Here is a 14,163-nt window from a genome sequence, read left to right as displayed (position 1 = left end):
ATGCCACAATTGGCGTTCAAATTTGGGCGCTCAAATCGCACCCTATAAGAATCCGTTCGAGCTGGCCACCCGTGGCCCGCAACGACTACCAGGTTGAGTATGCAAATTCCTTATGAGCTGATAGTGGGCTGGCGCTACACCCGCGCCGGCCGCGCCACCCGGCGCAACGGCTTTATTTCTTTTATTTCAGGCGTGTCCATGCTGGGCATTGCGCTCGGTGTGGCCGCGCTCATCATCGTGCTCAGCGTGATGAACGGCTTCCAGAAGGAAGTGCGAGACCGCATGCTGGGTGTGATCTCGCACATCGAGGTATTCGCCCCCAACGGCGCTGCCTTGCCCAATCCGGAAAAAACCCTGGCTGAAATCAAGGCCAACCCGCAGGTCACCGGCGCCGCCACCTTCATCGCCGCGCAAGCCCTGCTGGCGCGCGGCGAAGACATGAAGGGCACCGTCGTACGCGGCATAGACCCGGCACTCGAAGGCCAGGTCACCGACCTCGCCGTGACGTCCGGCCCCACGCTAGCCAAGCTGGTGCCCGGCAATTTCGGCGTGGTGCTGGGCGGCGAGCTGGCCCGCGCCATGGGCGTGCGTGAGGGCGATAGCGTCACGTTGATCGCGCCCAGCGGCCAGGTCACCCCGGCGGGCGTGGTGCCGCGCCTGAAGCAGATGACAGTGGTCGGCACCTTTGACTCCGGCCATTTCGAATACGACTCGGCGCTGGTCATGATGCACCAGGACGACGCCGCGCGGATATTCCGCCTCGAAGGCCCCACCGGCATCCGCATCAAGCTCAAAGACCTGCACCAGGCGCGCGAAGTCGCGTTTGAGCTGTCAAGAAGCCTGAGCGGTGATTTGCTGATTCGCGACTGGACCCGCCAGAACAAAACCTGGTTTGCCGCCGTGCAGCTTGAAAAACGCATGATGTTCATCATCCTCACGCTCATCGTGGCAGTCGCGGCCTTCAACCTCGTCAGCACGCTGGTGATGACGGTGACCGACAAGCGCGCCGACATCGCCATCCTGCGCACGCTGGGCGCCAGCCCCAAAAGCATCATGAAAATTTTTATGGTGCAGGGCGCACTGGTCGGCGTCATCGGCACGCTCTCGGGCCTCGTTCTGGGCCTGGGCATTGCCTTCAACATCGACGTCATCGTGCCGGCCATTGAACGCGCGCTCAACGCCAGCTTTTTGCCCAAAGACATTTATCTCATCAGCCGCATGCCGAGTGAACCGCAATACGCCGACATCATGCCGATCGTCGTCATCTCCCTGGTGCTGTCTTTCCTGGCCACCATCTACCCTAGCTGGCGCGCCAGCCGCGTGAACCCCGCGGAGGCCCTCCGTTATGAGTGAACTCAAGAACGACATGACGAATACGCTGCAAAGCACCAACGCGAACGGCGAAGTAGTGCTCAAAGCCAACGGCCTCACCAAACGCTTCCACGAAGGCCTGATCGACCTGACCGTACTCCACGGCGTAGACCTGCAGGTCCACGCCGGCGAGACGCTGGCCATCGTCGGCGCCTCAGGCTCCGGCAAAAGCACACTGCTGCATTTGATGGGCGGCCTCGACGCCCCCACCAGCGGACAGGTCGAACTCAAAGGCAAAACGCTGTCGTCGTTGTCACCCCAACAACAAGGCGACCTGCGCAACAAGCACCTGGGCTTTGTCTACCAGTTCCACCACCTGTTGCCCGAATTCAGCGCACTAGACAACGTCGCCATGCCGCTGTGGATTCGCCGCGAGTCTCCTGCGGAGTGCGTGCGGGTCGCGACCAAGATGCTTGCGGCCGTGGGACTGAAAGACCGCATTCACCACCGGCCCGCGGAGCTCTCAGGTGGTGAGCGCCAGCGCGTCGCGATTGCCCGTGCCCTCGTCACACAACCGGCTTGCGTGCTGGCCGATGAGCCCACCGGTAATTTGGATCGTTCTACCGCTGACGGCGTGTTTGAACTGATGCTGCAACTCGCGCGCGACTTCGGCACAGCCTTTGTGCTGGTCACGCATGATGAAACGCTGGCTTCGCGTTGCGGGCGGCGTTTCAGGTTGGTCTCGGGGCGTTTGTCGGAGTGGGGTTGAGCGACAGCATCGATGCCAAGTGACCGCGTCGATTGCGAGGCTAGTTGGGTAGTTGGTCCACGGACTCCATGATGCTTCGGGGTCTGCCCGATCTGACGGGGGAATTTGCAGCATCAATCTGCGATGGTGCTGGTAGGCTTCGTATGGCGAGCGAGTCTTTGACGGGCTTCAGTTTCGCGTGGTGAGCCGTTAAGCTGTCAGCTTGCAAGGCTTGCCGGATACGCGGCAGCACAAGCATTGCACCGTGAACGCTGAGGTGGTCGTCGTCAAAATACCGGAACATCTCGCGGTCGACCAGAGGGCAGACAGCAGCATTGCATAGCAGGTCGTTGAATGACAAAACTTCAGCACCATTCATCGCCTCTCGATCAATCTGTGCGTTTACCCACTGCTGATCTGCAAGATGTGTATCGGTTGGAACTGCCGCGTCATTGATGGAATCAGTGTTGTAGCGTAATCGCCGTAGCACTTTCTTTGGATCGACCAGCTGTTGTGGTACGTCCTTGAAGATGAAAATCTTGACACCCGCACGCTTGTAGCGCTCCACGGTTTGACTAAGCCCGACGACAAATGATTCGCGTGACATGGCTTTCGAGTTCGGCAAGCGCATGTTCGTCGATAGAAAGTTGAGGTCCCAAGGCCGGGTCTTGCCCCCGGTGTAGTAAGTCCATCTGGCAAAGAGAAAAACGGCCGGGATGCCATTCTTCACTACATAGTCGAAAGCGCGCTCGTTCAAGAGCAAGCAATCTACCGCACCTTCCTTGTCGCGTACCGACTGGATGCCAAGCAAATGTGGGCAACCGGATGCGCCAGCAAAGGCGATCCGCTCACGATTTTCTGTCGATAGCGCCTCAAGCGCGGGCAGCACGCTGAGCGCGTGGCTGTCGCCTATGACGAATGTCGAGACTGGCCCGGATTTGCCCCAGGTACACATCCACGTTTCTGCCGTGTGCGCTGAAGGAAGGTCGAAGCAGTCCTTAGCCTGCGGACTCATCGCGATGCTCTTATCGAAACGAGCCCAGTACTGAATCCAGGGACGCTGGCCCAAGCCTTCCGTTTGCAATGCAAGGAAGCCGCCCATGCCGGCCAGGATCAGCGGAGCAAGGAGAAAACCGGCGAGACGTGGTTGAGAAAGCCTTCTGGCCGAGCGGACTGGGCGCTCAATAAAGGCAAAAGTTAGCCAGGCAAGAACAAAGCTAGCTGCAACCGCCGCAACGCGCGTTGTCATAGATGCGCTGGCGCCACCAAGAATATGCGGAAATGCGAGGAGCGGCCAGTGCCAGAGGTAAAGCGGAAAGCTGATCCGGCCGATCCATACTAATAGTGGCTGTGAAAGCACCAGTCGGTTGAGCCAGGCTACGGGCCCGGCCGCGATGAGTAAAAAGGCCGCGACAACCGGAGGAATAGCCCACCAACCTGGAAATCCATGGAGCTCCGAAGTAAAGAATATGCTCAGCGCAAGGGTCAACCCTCCAAGAGTTGATAGCATATCTGCGCTGACGATGCGTTGCCACCGTTGAATGCGACCAGCATTCGATTTTGAGCTGGATTGCGCGAGAGCTGCTCCGGCAAGCAACTCCCAGAACCGGGCTGCAGGCGAATAAAACGCGGCCGCAGGATTAGATTCAAGCGTCATGACGCTGAGCACAAACGACCCAAGTCCGACTGCGGCCAGGAGTGCCACAACACCGCCCCGGCGCTTGTAAGCGGTCCAAAGTAACACGGGCCACAGCAAATAGAACTGTTCTTCCACGCCGAGCGACCAAAGGTGAAGGAGCGGCTTAGCCGATGACGAGGTGTCAAAGTAACCTGTCTCCCGCCAGAGCAGGAGGTTTGAGAAGAATCCCGCTCCTCCAAGGGTGTGCGCGCCTAGGTCTCGAAGGTCGGAGGGCAACAGCAGGGCTATGCCAACGGCAAATACGGCGATCAGGACGACCGTCAGCGCCGGCACAATTCGCAGCACTCGCCGTTGATAAAAACCAAGGATGCTGAATTGCCCCGTATGGAGGGAGGTGAGGATGATGCGGGAGATCAGGTATCCCGAGATGACGAAAAAAACGTCAACGCCTACAAAGCCTCCTTCAAGCCACGTCGGGAAGGCGTGAAAGCTGATGACTGACAGGACTGCAATGGCGCGAAGCCCGTCAATGTCAGGTCTATAGTCGCTCAAAGAGCTTCCCTCACAAAATTTTTCTGCGTATGGGGCATCTTGCGGGTGGGGATTGCGTGGTCGTTATTCCAGCGCTCGACAAGAACACTAGTTGCTGGACTCGACGCCGTCAGAGAATACCCGATCCGACGCAGCTCGGGGCCCGCATCGCCGCGTCCAAGGTGAGGCTGGCTGCATTGATAAGCAATAGATGTTGATCGGGCTGGCGGCAAGTGCGAACCAAGGCCATTTTCCCGCCGCCAGCCTGCACGCCGCCAGACAGGCATAATCCTTGATCCCTCCGCCGCGCGCGCCGGCGACTCCCTCTCACTTCGTGAGTCTTCAACATGCCGTGCAGCTCCCTGTCTGCGGTCCAGGACACAGCCACCTTTGCATGACTGATCACTACACCGCCCTCGGCCTGGACAGCGCAGCAACGCTGGCCGATGTCAAAAAAGCCTTTCGCCAGAAAGCCTCCTTCTGGCACCCGGACAAAAATGCCAACCCCGAGGCGCCTGAGCGTTTCAGGGCGGTGCAGCAGGCCTATGAGGTGCTGTCGGATGCGGACAAGCGCCAGGCCTATGACGACAACCGCCGTCGCAACCTGCTCGACAGCCCGATAGACACGGCGCGTGTGATCTGGGCCGATTATTTCAACCCACTGCTGTGACCCTCGCTGACCGAAAGAAGAACACCCCATGAAAAACCCGGCAGCATGAGTGTCTCCCCCTATTTCCTCGACCTGCGTTCGGCCTACCAGTCCGAGATGGACGACCTGCGATTCGACTCCGAGGGGCGCGACGTGCTTCACCAGCGCCTGGCTGGCAAACGCCAGGAGATGGCCTTTCTGGTCCAGATGATGGACACCAGCCCCGAGATGGTGGCGGTGGTGTTTCACCAGGGGTTTGATTTCACGGGAAAAACCGTGATGGAACACCTGCTCAGCCACGATGTCGATGGTTTTCCGGCCTGGAGCAGCCTGGCAGGTGGTTTTGTGCTGGCGCCCTGGGCCCAGGACCTGGCGCACATCGTTCTGCGGGCGCCCGGCGGGGAGAAATTCCTGACGCTGACGGCGGGGCTGGAATACATGGCGGGCCTGCCGGTGGCCGCGTCCATCGTGAGCACCGAAGAAGGCGACGACGACGAAGACAGTGATGAGAACGGTGACGGCGCCCTGGTGATGTTTGAGGGCGATGACGATCGTGAACAAAGCGCCGATGCCCGGGCACGCCACGAGGCAGGTTCTGACTGGCTGGTCCAGCAGGGCTTTGACGCCAAAGACTGACGCAAGCAAGCATGCCCTGGAAGGTAAAACCCTGATGACGAAGCGTCTCGCACTGATTGAAAAAACCCAAAGCCTGATTGCGGCCGGCGACATCGTCGGCGCCGAGGCTGCGCTGGTCGCGCTGGCCGACGACGAGGGTGACGCAGCGTTGATGGTGGTGCTGGAGCAGTTGCCGCCCAAGGACGTCCTGGCCGTCATTCGCGAGTACGACAACTCCCGGGAGTCGGTGGTCAGCCTGCTGGTCACGCCCGCGCAGTTTGCCCGCGCGGTGGTGATTGAAAAGCTCTACAAGGACCTGACCCGCACGCACCTGCGCGGCATGGTCAATGCGGTGATCTTCCGGGAGGACGCGGACCCGCTGGAATTTCTTAACGCGATTGGTGACCTAGACGGTGGCAGCGAAGCCCTCGCCGATTATTTTTCGGACCAGTGGAGCCGTGTCGAGGCCTTTGCGCGCAGCGGCAGCTTTGAGCTGGCCGACGAGTACGGCAAGATGCTGTCCCAGTCCGCGCTGCTGGCCTCGGCCTACGAAAGGCCACGTGTCCAGCTGGATGAGATCGCCGACCAGGACTGGATGCAGCTCGCCTGGCTGCTGCGTTACGAACTACCTGACCTGTTCATTGAAACGCTGATGGTGCTGCGCGCCAAGGGCAGTGCGCACAAGGCGGCTTCCGATGAGGAGAATGAAGAGAATGAGGACGATGTGCAGGACGACGACGGCAAGGTTGAGACCGGCGACACCGATCGCGGCAAGGCCACGCCGACGGCGCGTGAGTCCGACGAGGAATCGGCGATCTGAATTTGCAAACGCCCATGTCGTCGCCTTCCGTCATCTCGCTCTACGATACGCGCGCCTTTTTTGAAAAGGCACTGCAATACGGCGTGCAGCACGGCATCATCGGTGCCGAAAAAATCGAAGCCATGCGGGTCGAAGGCCCCAAGGGCATGGTGCAGATTGCGCGTTATTTCGGCAATGAGTTCCTGCGCCCGGACCTTGAAAAAGCCCGTGACCGCATGGTGAACCTGATCAGCCTGTACCTCGAACATTCCTGCCAGGGGGACCTCCACCAAGCGGCTGAATCGCTGCGCGATTTCTCGCTGCTGTCGCGCTCCAAGGGTGGCTCGGACATGCTCAAAGCCCTGATCGCCATGCCGCAAAACAGCCACTTCGGCATGAATGAACGCGGCGGCTTCACCGACGGGCACATTCCGCTGCTGGCCAAATGGTCGCTGCGCAACCTGGCCGACTACCAGGCCGAACTTGCCAGGCGCAGCCATGTGGCGCAGGTTGTGGATTCGGCCATCTGGCTTGCCGGAGAGCTGGGCATGGACGCCGCCGAACTCGAAGACGCGGGCAAGGATGCCGAAGCGGTGATTCGCACCGCCTTGCTGGTGCTGGCGACGGGCCGCACCGAGATGCCCGACTGGGTCGCGTTCGAGAAGATGATTGCCGCCTTGCGCAAAAAACACGAGGCTGATCCGGCGGCGCTACCGCTCGCCGTTCCGAAAAAGCTGCCTGCCCACCTGCGGGATGTGGTGGAGGCAGTGCGTCAGTCCGTGATGGCCGACGCGCCAAAAATACTCGACGCGACCTTGCCGCCGCGCCAGCTGTTTGACCGCAGCCCGGCCTTCATGGGCCGGTATTTCTGGGTTGAAGACGGCCTGAACGAGGTCGATCACCATGACCGTCAGGCATCCGCTGTGTGGAGCAAGGTGACCGGCGGCAATGCGGACGATGGTTCGCTGTTGACCCTGTTCCTGTGCGTGGCCGCCGGCTCCGCGCCCAAGACCCTGCTGACCGAGAAAAGCGCCGCGACCCTGCTGCGCAAGATCCGCAAATCCGGGTTCAAGCCCGCGCTGGCCCACGAGTACATCGTGGACCACGCGCCGGTGCAGCACCAGGACGCCTACGCCAGCTTGTGGGATGACTTTGTAGAAGAGGCGCAGGCCACGCTGCAAAGCGATGCCGCTCATGCGCTACACGACGCGCTGGCCTTACTGCGGCGGGAATGCCACGTGCAATAGGCGGTTTGTGCCTGGGGTGGTGGGAGCGCGGGTTTTGCCTTATGGCTCCTTCCGCCTGAAGAAGAAGGCGATGGCAGTGCCAATCAGTCCAAAGAAAAGGGTGCTTGCCGCGGCGGCAATGTACTCGGCCGGGCGCCCGGAGCTTAGCAAGTGCACAGCGAGTCCAAGAGCCGAAATTGCCAGGTACAACGCGCCAGCCCGGGCGATGGGGTTGTGATAGCGACTTGAATAGAACGCAAAGAACAGTATCGTGAGAACAGGAATCAACATGATGGGCGATGTGACCATTCCCTCCGCGGCCGTTCTGAAACCGCTGCGTAACAGCATGTTCGCCAAAATGGATGTGACCACGCCCAGCAGTACCGCAGATAGGAAGTAGCCGAGCGACCATTTAAGCAACACGACGAAATCTGAATCAGCACGCTTCTCGGTGTTCGGGGCATCTGGTTCAACGAAGATGCCGCAGCCACAGGCGGAACACGCCAGAAGTGCATCTGGGGCAGGCGACTGACATTCGGCGCAAATTTTCATCTTGAGGCGTGGCGTTGAAGATGGCCGGCGGCCAGACTCGGCCGCAGAGCGACACTGTTAGTCATCACGTTCAAAGCTTGGGATCCGGAAACGGCAACCTATCTTGCGAGCTGCTCGGTTGGGCCACCCATTTATTACCACGACGGTAAAAATCTGCCTGGGTTTCAGAACTTCCAGCCCCAATTTTTAGTGACACCGTGCAGGCGATTTGACCTGAGTACTTGGCATCAACAGCCGGGATGCAGGTGCCGAGCTTGAGTTCAGCGGTTTTGTACTCTTGCATCTCCATCATCAGAAGGAATGCTTGCGTCGCCTCTTTTGCGTCGGGTAATACGAGCGCAGTGGCATTAGCAGTGGTAGCGGCGGGTGTGGTGGCGGGCACCCTGGGCGGGATGACAGCGGCAGGTGGAGACGATGTCTCGCTGCAAGCGGAGCAAAGAAGCAATGTTGACAGGATGACTGCGTAACGCATGAAGAATTCTTTGGGTTTCAGTTTGATAAGAAAGGAAGGGCCTGAGCCTGCAAACTGATTCTAGGCGGCCAGTCTGCCAACCGCCTCCTCAATATGAACGAGCATAGGCAAACACGCAGCTGTCATTGGGGCGTCGGCGTATCCCTACAAGGGCATCAGTCCCATCCGACAAATCAGGTATGCAGGATGGATACCATGGGGGTTGTTTGCACCGTGGCGGGCGCCGGGTGCCGAATACCCAACCCTTCAGGAGACACGACATGGCCAGCAAAAAGACCAGCAAGAACACGATCTGCCTGTGGTACGACGGCGGTGCCGTTGAGGCCGCAAACTTTTATGCAAAAACCTTCCCCGACAGCACTGTGGGCAAACTCTTTTATGCGCCGGGTGACTACCCCGACGGCAAGCAGGGTGACGTGCTAACGGTCGAGTTCACCGTCGCCGGCATTCCCTGCATCGGGCTGAACGGTGGCCCGCTCTTCAAGCATAACGAGTCATTCTCTTTTCAGATTGCCACCGATGACCAGGCCGAAACCGACCGCTTGTGGAATGCGATCGTCAGCAATGGGGGGCAGGAAAGCGAATGCGGCTGGTGCAAGGACAAGTGGGGCCTGTCATGGCAGATCACTCCGCGCGCGCTCACTGACGGTATAGCCGACCCCGATCCCAAGGTGGCCAAGCGCGTGTTCGACGCGATGATGACCATGAAAAAGATTGACGTCGCCGCGATAGAGGCGGCGCGCCGGGGTTGAGACGCTTGATGGAATGACGCGTTTGTGTCCCGCTGCGCGGTGCGCTCCCGTTCAGGCTTGAGAAGTGGTCCGGACGTGATTTGCATGCGAAATTTCCTCCGGAGGTACCGGGCGTAGTACGTACCGATATCGGGAGTTCGTCCTACACCACCGAACCCGCAGCCTCCTAGCATGAAGACACCAGCAATGAAAAGCCACCCCGGCGTGCAGCCGGTAACCGTGTGCGATTCATTCACGTGAAGAGGGTCTGGCGGCGTGATCAAGCGGCATTTTCTCTTCACTTTCATTAACGTTCTCAAGGAGACTGAAATGATTGGAATCAAACAAACTGCGCTTTGTGCGGTGGTGCTTGCCGGTCTGGCGGGCTGTAGCGGCATGACGACTCAGGAGAAAAATACCGCCATCGGCGCCGGTGTAGGCGGTGTGGCCGGCGCGGCTCTTACGGGTGGCAGTGCCTTGGGGACTGTAGGCGGCGCCGCGGTCGGCGGTGTGATCGGGCATGAGGTCACCAAACCGAAGAGGTAAGTTAAGTCCTGGATGCGGTGGCTTGCTTGCACGTCAAATGCAAGTGGCGCCGCTTCCCTGTTCTCCTCTCTGAGGGAACGCTCGAAGCCTTTAAAGAATCCGGTTAAACCAAAGCAGCGACAAACTCGCCGACACCAGCGCCAGCACGGCGGCAAGAAGCGCCAGCAACCCCGAGACCTCGGTTTCTTTTTTCTCAATCGCCAGACGTGAACTGAGGGTTTCATATACCTTCTTCAGGTCGGCCGCCGTACCTGCGTAGAAGTACTCGGCCTGTGTTGCGCGGGCAATGCCTTTGAGGGTTTCCTCGTCGAGCTTGACGCGCATGGACCAGCCTTCAAAACCAATCGTTTCGCCATCCACCGTGCCCACCCCGACGGTGTAGATGCGGACACCGCGGTCTGCTGCGAGCTTGGCGGCATCGATCGAATCCACCCCCGTGGTGCGCTGGCCGTCGGTTAGCAAGATGATGGCGGCCGAGGTATAGGAGCCGGGAGCGACGGGGGTGAATTCTTTCTTCGCGTTCTTGTCGGGGTTCAGGGCCTGGTCCAGCGATGTGCCGCGGGGCTTTTCCCTTCCGTACTGCATGGAGGCGATGTCGATGCCTGCGTCGGGGAACAGTTCGGCCAGCGACACGACAATGCCGTTGCCGATGGCGGTGCCGCGCTGTAGCTGGAATTTGTCAATGGCTGCCGTCAGGTCTTCACGGCTGAGGGTGGGCTGCTGCACGACGGCTGCGGTGCCGGCAAACGCGACGATGCCGACGCGCACATTGCGCGGCAAGTCGGCCAGAAAAGCCTTGGCAGCGTTCTGGGCGGCGACCAGGCGGTTGGGCTGCACGTCGGTGGCGCGCATGCTGCCCGACACGTCCATCGCGAGGATGATGGTCTCGCGCTGCGACGGCAGGCTGATCACGGCAAAGGGGCGTGACGCCGCCACCAGCATGGCGGCGATGGACAGCAAAAATAGCAGGGGCGGAACATGCCGGCGAAAGCTTTGGCCGCGGCCCATGGCTTCGCGCACGATGGAGAGGCTGGCGTAGCGCAGCGCCATTTTTTTCTTGCGGCGCAGCAGCCACACATACACGGCCACCAGCAACGGGATGGCCAGCAGCAGCCATAAAAACTCCGGCCAGAGGAAAGTCGGCAGGGGAAGCTTTGACATGAATGAGGTTAACCAGCTGAAGTTCATGGATGTTCCTTGGCGGCTTCTTCAGGCGGCGTGTTTCAGGTGGGCGGGCAGCTTGCCGCCTGCTGCGTTGGCGCCTGATGTACGGCTGCGCCGTTTGCGGAGCTCGGTAAACCGCAGGATGGCGTCAACCAGGTTGTCGTCGGTGGAAAGCTCCAGCGTGTCCACGCCGGCACGCGCCAGCGATTGCCGCAGCTCGGCCTCGCGCTGGGCGGCGATGCGTGCAAAGCGTTTTCGAAAGCCCGCGTCGTGGGTATCGACCAGCAGTTGCTCGCCGGTTTCGACATCACGGATGGGAATCAGGCCCAGGTCGGGCAAGTCCAGCTCCAGCGGGTCGAGCAGGCGCACGGCGACCACTTCATGCCGGCGGGCGAGTTGGCCCAGCGGCTTTTCCCAGCCAGGTTCGCTGATGAAGTCGGACACCACAAACACGGTGGAGCGCCTGCGTATGAAGCTGGCCGCGGACTCGAGCAACTCGTGCAGGCGTGTGGGGCCGAGGTCTGTGGTTTCAGGGCGGGCCTGCAGGGTGTGCAGCAAATGCAGCACGTGGTGGCGGCCGCCGCGCGCGGGAATCACGGCATCAACACCGGAGCCATAGAGCATGGCGCCCACGCGATTGCCGTGGCGCGTCAGCATGCGGGCCAGCACGGCGACAAATTCAGCGGACACATTGCGCTTGCGCAGTTCGCTGGAGCCAAAGTCCATCGAGGGGCTCAGGTCCAGCAGGAACCAGGCGCTCATTTCGCGGTCTTCGGTAAACACGCGCACATGGGGTTGCTCGAGCCGGGCAGTGACGTTCCAGTCGATGTGACGCACGTCGTCGTGGTGCTGGTATTCACGCAGGTCGGCCAGGTCCATGCCGGTGCCGCGCAGCAAGGTGCGGTAGTCGCCCTGCAGCAGGCCGTCGAGCCGGCGCAGCACGGTCCACTCCAGCCGGCGCAGCAACTGCTCTGCGTTGGATGAAGGTGCGCTCATGGCGATCCTCCGAAACCAGCATGAGCCGCGGAACCGGCTTTGCCGGGCCGCAGGCGGGCGGCCCCCTCGGGGGGCAGCGACCCGCGAAGCGGCGGAGCGTGGGGGCTCACATTTCTAGGCGGCGAGTTTTTCATGCTCTAGTGGTTTTGCTGGAGGCGGGATTTTGGCCATGATCTTCGCGACGAGGCCGTCGGCCGACAACCCTTCAGACAGCGCCTCGTAGGACAGCACCAGCCGGTGGCGCAGCACGTCGGGCACCAGGTCGGTCATGTCTTCGGGCAGGGCGTAGCTGCGTCCGCGCAACATGGCCAGCGCGCGGGCGCCTTCAGTCAGGTTGATGGTGGCGCGCGGGCTGGCACCGAAGGTGATGAAGCGCTGCAAATCCTTGAGGCCATGCTTGGTCGGGTTACGTGTGGCCGAGACCAGGCGCACGGCGTACTGCACCAGCGAGGGGTCGACGTAGATGCGGCGGCATTCGGCCTGCAGCGCGGCCAGCTGTTCGGTGGTGGCGACAGCGCTTACGGCGACGGCCGGGCCGGTGACGCGCTGGACGATGACGAATTCTTCTTCGTCGGTCGGGTAGTCCACCAGCACCTTCATCATGAAGCGGTCGACCTGCGCTTCGGGTAGCGGGTAGGTGCCTTCGGTTTCAATCGGGTTTTGCGTGGCCATGACGAGGAAGGGTTCGGGCACCTTGTGGGTGATGCCGGCAATCGTGACCTGGCGCTCCTGCATCACTTCCAGCAGCGCGCTCTGCACCTTGGCAGGCGCGCGGTTGATTTCGTCGGCCAGCAACAGGTTGGTAAACACCGGCCCGAGCGAGGTGGTGAACTCGCCGGTTTTCTGGTTGTAGATGCGTGTGCCCACCAGATCGGCCGGTACCAGGTCGGGTGTGAACTGGATGCGCTTGAAGTTGCCCTGCACAGTGTTGGCCAGCGTCTTGATGGTCAGCGTCTTGGCCAGGCCGGGAACGCCTTCCACCAGCAAATGGCCCTGCGCCAGGATGGCGACCATGACGCGTTCAAGAAAGCGGTCTTGCCCCACCACCACGCGTTTGACTTCATACAGGATCTGCTCCATCAGCAGCGCGGTGGCGTCATGGCCGGTGGCGGAATGTTCGGGCGTGTGCTGTTCCATGCGTCGATGTCCTTAAAGTCTTCAGAAGGGGGGCATGCCGGCGGCCGAGGCCGCGTTTTCAATCGGCACCGCAAAACCGATGCCGACAAACGTGCGTTGCTGGTTGGGGTTGAAGATGGCGGTCACGATGCCGACCACTTCGCCGTCCATGGTGACCAGCGGCCCGCCGGAGTTGCCGGGGTTGGCGGCGGCGTCGAACTGGATCAGGTTGCTCATCATCTGTTTGCCTTCGGGCGAGCGGAAGTTGCGCTTGAGGCCGGAGATCACGCCCTGCGAGGCCGAGGGGCCTATGCCGAAGGGGTAGCCCACGGCCATGACCTGGTCGCCGGGGGCCAGGTCGGCGGTGGAGCGCATGGTGGCGGCAATCAGGTCGTCGGGGATCTTGTGGGCCTGCAGCACGGCCAGGTCGTTCTCGGGCTGCACGCCGGTGATGCTGGCGGTGGATTCGAGGCCGTCTGCGAATGTGACCTTGATGGTTGTTGCGCCCTGCACCACGTGCAGGTTGGTCAGGATGATGCCCTTGTCGACGATGACCACGCCGGTGCCCACGCTGCGCTCGCCATCTTCCTTGCCGTCCTTGTCTTTACCCAGCCCCACGATGCGCACGACGGAGGGGATGATGGTGTCATAAGCCCGGGTGCCGGGGGAGGGCAGGACTGTGGTCTCCAGCGTTTTGAGGACGGCCGCGTTGATGTCTTCCTGCGTCAGCTTGCGGGCCGCAGGCCGCAGCGGGGAGGCAAAGCTGATGGCCAGCAGCAGGGCCAGCAGGCCGACGACCGACCAGAGCAGGTAAAGCTGGTTTTGGGCAAGCCGTTTGGCCAGGCGGGAGGCGCGGGGGAAGCGGGAAGGTGCGGGGGCTGGAATGGCGTCGTCTGGGCCGGCAGCCTGCTCGGGCGGTTGCGTCTGGGCATCACCCGCGCCCTGCGCCGGACGGTTTGAACTGCTGTAAAGGGCTGGCCTGCGCATCCGTTCACCTGTGAGGTCAATGTCAAAACCGGGCTGATACCACCGGGCGTGAAAACCTGCTTCAGGCCCCGTATTTACAGT

General features: G+C 61.1%; 15 protein-coding genes. 8 read left to right on the top strand and 7 right to left on the bottom strand.

Annotated elements, in window-relative coordinates:
* Window positions 1-99: 99 nt before the first annotated feature.
* Together AC1DZE_RS09870 and lolD are read left to right on the top strand one after the other, a co-directional pair.
* Window positions 100-1,353 carry a lipoprotein-releasing ABC transporter permease subunit gene (locus tag AC1DZE_RS09870; RefSeq protein ID WP_477669730.1) on the top strand — a complete coding sequence of 418 codons (1,254 nt, stop codon included), beginning with the start codon at window positions 100-102 and terminating at the stop codon, window positions 1,351-1,353.
* On the top strand, window positions 1,346-2,080 hold the full coding sequence (gene lolD, locus AC1DZE_RS09865) for a lipoprotein-releasing ABC transporter ATP-binding protein LolD (RefSeq protein ID WP_477673943.1): 735 nt from the start codon (window positions 1,346-1,348) through the stop codon (window positions 2,078-2,080). The genes AC1DZE_RS09870 and lolD overlap by 8 nt, the downstream gene beginning before the upstream one ends.
* A 40-nt stretch (window positions 2,081-2,120) precedes the next feature.
* On the opposite strand, the gene AC1DZE_RS09860 is transcribed toward lolD, so the two are convergent.
* Complete coding sequence (locus AC1DZE_RS09860) at window positions 2,121-4,250, bottom strand: acyltransferase family protein (RefSeq protein ID WP_477699988.1); 2,130 nt, start codon at window positions 4,248-4,250, stop codon at window positions 2,121-2,123.
* 373 nt (window positions 4,251-4,623) lie between these two features.
* Here AC1DZE_RS09860 and AC1DZE_RS09855 point away from each other — a divergent pair, with 373 nt between their 5' ends.
* The 4 genes from AC1DZE_RS09855 to AC1DZE_RS09840 are packed head-to-tail and all read left to right on the top strand — an operon-like array spanning window position 4,624 to window position 7,539.
* Window positions 4,624-4,899, top strand: a complete 276-nt coding sequence (locus tag AC1DZE_RS09855; protein WP_477669727.1) for a DnaJ domain-containing protein — start codon at window positions 4,624-4,626, stop codon at window positions 4,897-4,899.
* A gap of 45 nt (window positions 4,900-4,944) precedes the next feature.
* On the top strand, window positions 4,945-5,514 hold the full coding sequence (locus tag AC1DZE_RS09850; protein ID WP_477673484.1) for a hypothetical protein: 570 nt from the start codon (window positions 4,945-4,947) through the stop codon (window positions 5,512-5,514).
* Between the two features lie 34 nt (window positions 5,515-5,548).
* Window positions 5,549-6,313: a hypothetical protein gene (locus tag AC1DZE_RS09845; RefSeq protein WP_477673483.1), complete on the top strand. Its 765-nt coding sequence runs from the start codon at window positions 5,549-5,551 to the stop codon at window positions 6,311-6,313.
* Between the two features lie 14 nt (window positions 6,314-6,327).
* Window positions 6,328-7,539, top strand: a complete 1,212-nt coding sequence (locus AC1DZE_RS09840) for a hypothetical protein (protein ID WP_477673482.1) — start codon at window positions 6,328-6,330, stop codon at window positions 7,537-7,539.
* 39 nt (window positions 7,540-7,578) lie between these two features.
* On the opposite strand, the gene AC1DZE_RS09835 is transcribed toward AC1DZE_RS09840, so the two are convergent.
* Together AC1DZE_RS09835 and AC1DZE_RS09830 are read right to left on the bottom strand one after the other, a co-directional pair.
* Window positions 7,579-8,070 (bottom strand): hypothetical protein, encoded by a 492-nt coding sequence (locus AC1DZE_RS09835; protein ID WP_477673481.1) that lies wholly within the window; start codon window positions 8,068-8,070, stop codon window positions 7,579-7,581.
* A 70-nt stretch (window positions 8,071-8,140) separates the two neighbouring features.
* Window positions 8,141-8,542: a hypothetical protein gene (locus AC1DZE_RS09830; RefSeq protein ID WP_477699987.1), complete on the bottom strand. Its 402-nt coding sequence runs from the start codon at window positions 8,540-8,542 to the stop codon at window positions 8,141-8,143.
* Between the two features lie 260 nt (window positions 8,543-8,802).
* Here AC1DZE_RS09830 and AC1DZE_RS09825 point away from each other — a divergent pair, with 260 nt between their 5' ends.
* Both AC1DZE_RS09825 and AC1DZE_RS09820 read left to right on the top strand, forming a co-directional pair.
* Window positions 8,803-9,294, top strand: coding sequence for a VOC family protein (locus AC1DZE_RS09825; RefSeq protein WP_477666150.1), 492 nt, complete (start codon window positions 8,803-8,805; stop codon window positions 9,292-9,294).
* Between the two features lie 309 nt (window positions 9,295-9,603).
* Window positions 9,604-9,819, top strand: a complete 216-nt coding sequence (locus AC1DZE_RS09820) for a glycine zipper 2TM domain-containing protein (protein WP_477669721.1) — start codon at window positions 9,604-9,606, stop codon at window positions 9,817-9,819.
* Window positions 9,820-9,909: 90 nt separating this feature from the next.
* On the opposite strand, the gene AC1DZE_RS09815 is transcribed toward AC1DZE_RS09820, so the two are convergent.
* From AC1DZE_RS09815 to AC1DZE_RS09800, 4 genes are all read right to left on the bottom strand, one after another.
* Window positions 9,910-10,980 carry a VWA domain-containing protein gene (locus AC1DZE_RS09815; protein ID WP_477672539.1) on the bottom strand — a complete coding sequence of 357 codons (1,071 nt, stop codon included), beginning with the start codon at window positions 10,978-10,980 and terminating at the stop codon, window positions 9,910-9,912.
* Window positions 10,981-11,028: 48 nt separating this feature from the next.
* Window positions 11,029-11,979, bottom strand: coding sequence for a DUF58 domain-containing protein (locus tag AC1DZE_RS09810; RefSeq protein WP_477669719.1), 951 nt, complete (start codon window positions 11,977-11,979; stop codon window positions 11,029-11,031).
* A gap of 114 nt (window positions 11,980-12,093) precedes the next feature.
* On the bottom strand, window positions 12,094-13,116 hold the full coding sequence (locus tag AC1DZE_RS09805; RefSeq protein ID WP_477669718.1) for an AAA family ATPase: 1,023 nt from the start codon (window positions 13,114-13,116) through the stop codon (window positions 12,094-12,096).
* 21 nt (window positions 13,117-13,137) lie between these two features.
* Window positions 13,138-14,082 (bottom strand): S1C family serine protease, encoded by a 945-nt coding sequence (locus AC1DZE_RS09800; protein WP_477672540.1) that lies wholly within the window; start codon window positions 14,080-14,082, stop codon window positions 13,138-13,140.
* Window positions 14,083-14,163 lie beyond the last annotated feature (81 nt).

The sequence above is a fragment of the Polaromonas sp. P1_F1 genome, assembly GCF_056405795.1.
Note: the sequence above shows the minus strand (reverse complement) of the source record. Positions and strands in the feature narration are given on the sequence as shown.

Bases quoted from the DNA above. Each gene is read 5' to 3' on its own strand.
- AC1DZE_RS09870 (WP_477669730.1), top strand. From the start codon at position 100: ATGCAAATTCCTTATGAGCTGATAGTGGGCTGGCGCTACACCCGCGCC.
- lolD (WP_477673943.1), top strand. From the start codon at position 1,346: ATGAGTGAACTCAAGAACGACATGACGAATACGCTGCAAAGCACCAAC.
- AC1DZE_RS09855 (WP_477669727.1), top strand. From the start codon at position 4,624: ATGACTGATCACTACACCGCCCTCGGCCTGGACAGCGCAGCAACGCTG.
- AC1DZE_RS09850 (WP_477673484.1), top strand. From the start codon at position 4,945: ATGAGTGTCTCCCCCTATTTCCTCGACCTGCGTTCGGCCTACCAGTCC.
- AC1DZE_RS09845 (WP_477673483.1), top strand. From the start codon at position 5,549: ATGACGAAGCGTCTCGCACTGATTGAAAAAACCCAAAGCCTGATTGCG.
- AC1DZE_RS09840 (WP_477673482.1), top strand. From the start codon at position 6,328: ATGTCGTCGCCTTCCGTCATCTCGCTCTACGATACGCGCGCCTTTTTT.
- AC1DZE_RS09835 (WP_477673481.1), bottom strand. From the start codon at position 8,070: ATGAAAATTTGCGCCGAATGTCAGTCGCCTGCCCCAGATGCACTTCTG.
- AC1DZE_RS09830 (WP_477699987.1), bottom strand. From the start codon at position 8,542: ATGCGTTACGCAGTCATCCTGTCAACATTGCTTCTTTGCTCCGCTTGC.
- AC1DZE_RS09825 (WP_477666150.1), top strand. From the start codon at position 8,803: ATGGCCAGCAAAAAGACCAGCAAGAACACGATCTGCCTGTGGTACGAC.
- AC1DZE_RS09820 (WP_477669721.1), top strand. From the start codon at position 9,604: ATGATTGGAATCAAACAAACTGCGCTTTGTGCGGTGGTGCTTGCCGGT.
- AC1DZE_RS09815 (WP_477672539.1), bottom strand. From the start codon at position 10,980: ATGTCAAAGCTTCCCCTGCCGACTTTCCTCTGGCCGGAGTTTTTATGG.
- AC1DZE_RS09810 (WP_477669719.1), bottom strand. From the start codon at position 11,979: ATGAGCGCACCTTCATCCAACGCAGAGCAGTTGCTGCGCCGGCTGGAG.
- AC1DZE_RS09805 (WP_477669718.1), bottom strand. From the start codon at position 13,116: ATGGAACAGCACACGCCCGAACATTCCGCCACCGGCCATGACGCCACC.
- AC1DZE_RS09800 (WP_477672540.1), bottom strand. From the start codon at position 14,082: ATGCGCAGGCCAGCCCTTTACAGCAGTTCAAACCGTCCGGCGCAGGGC.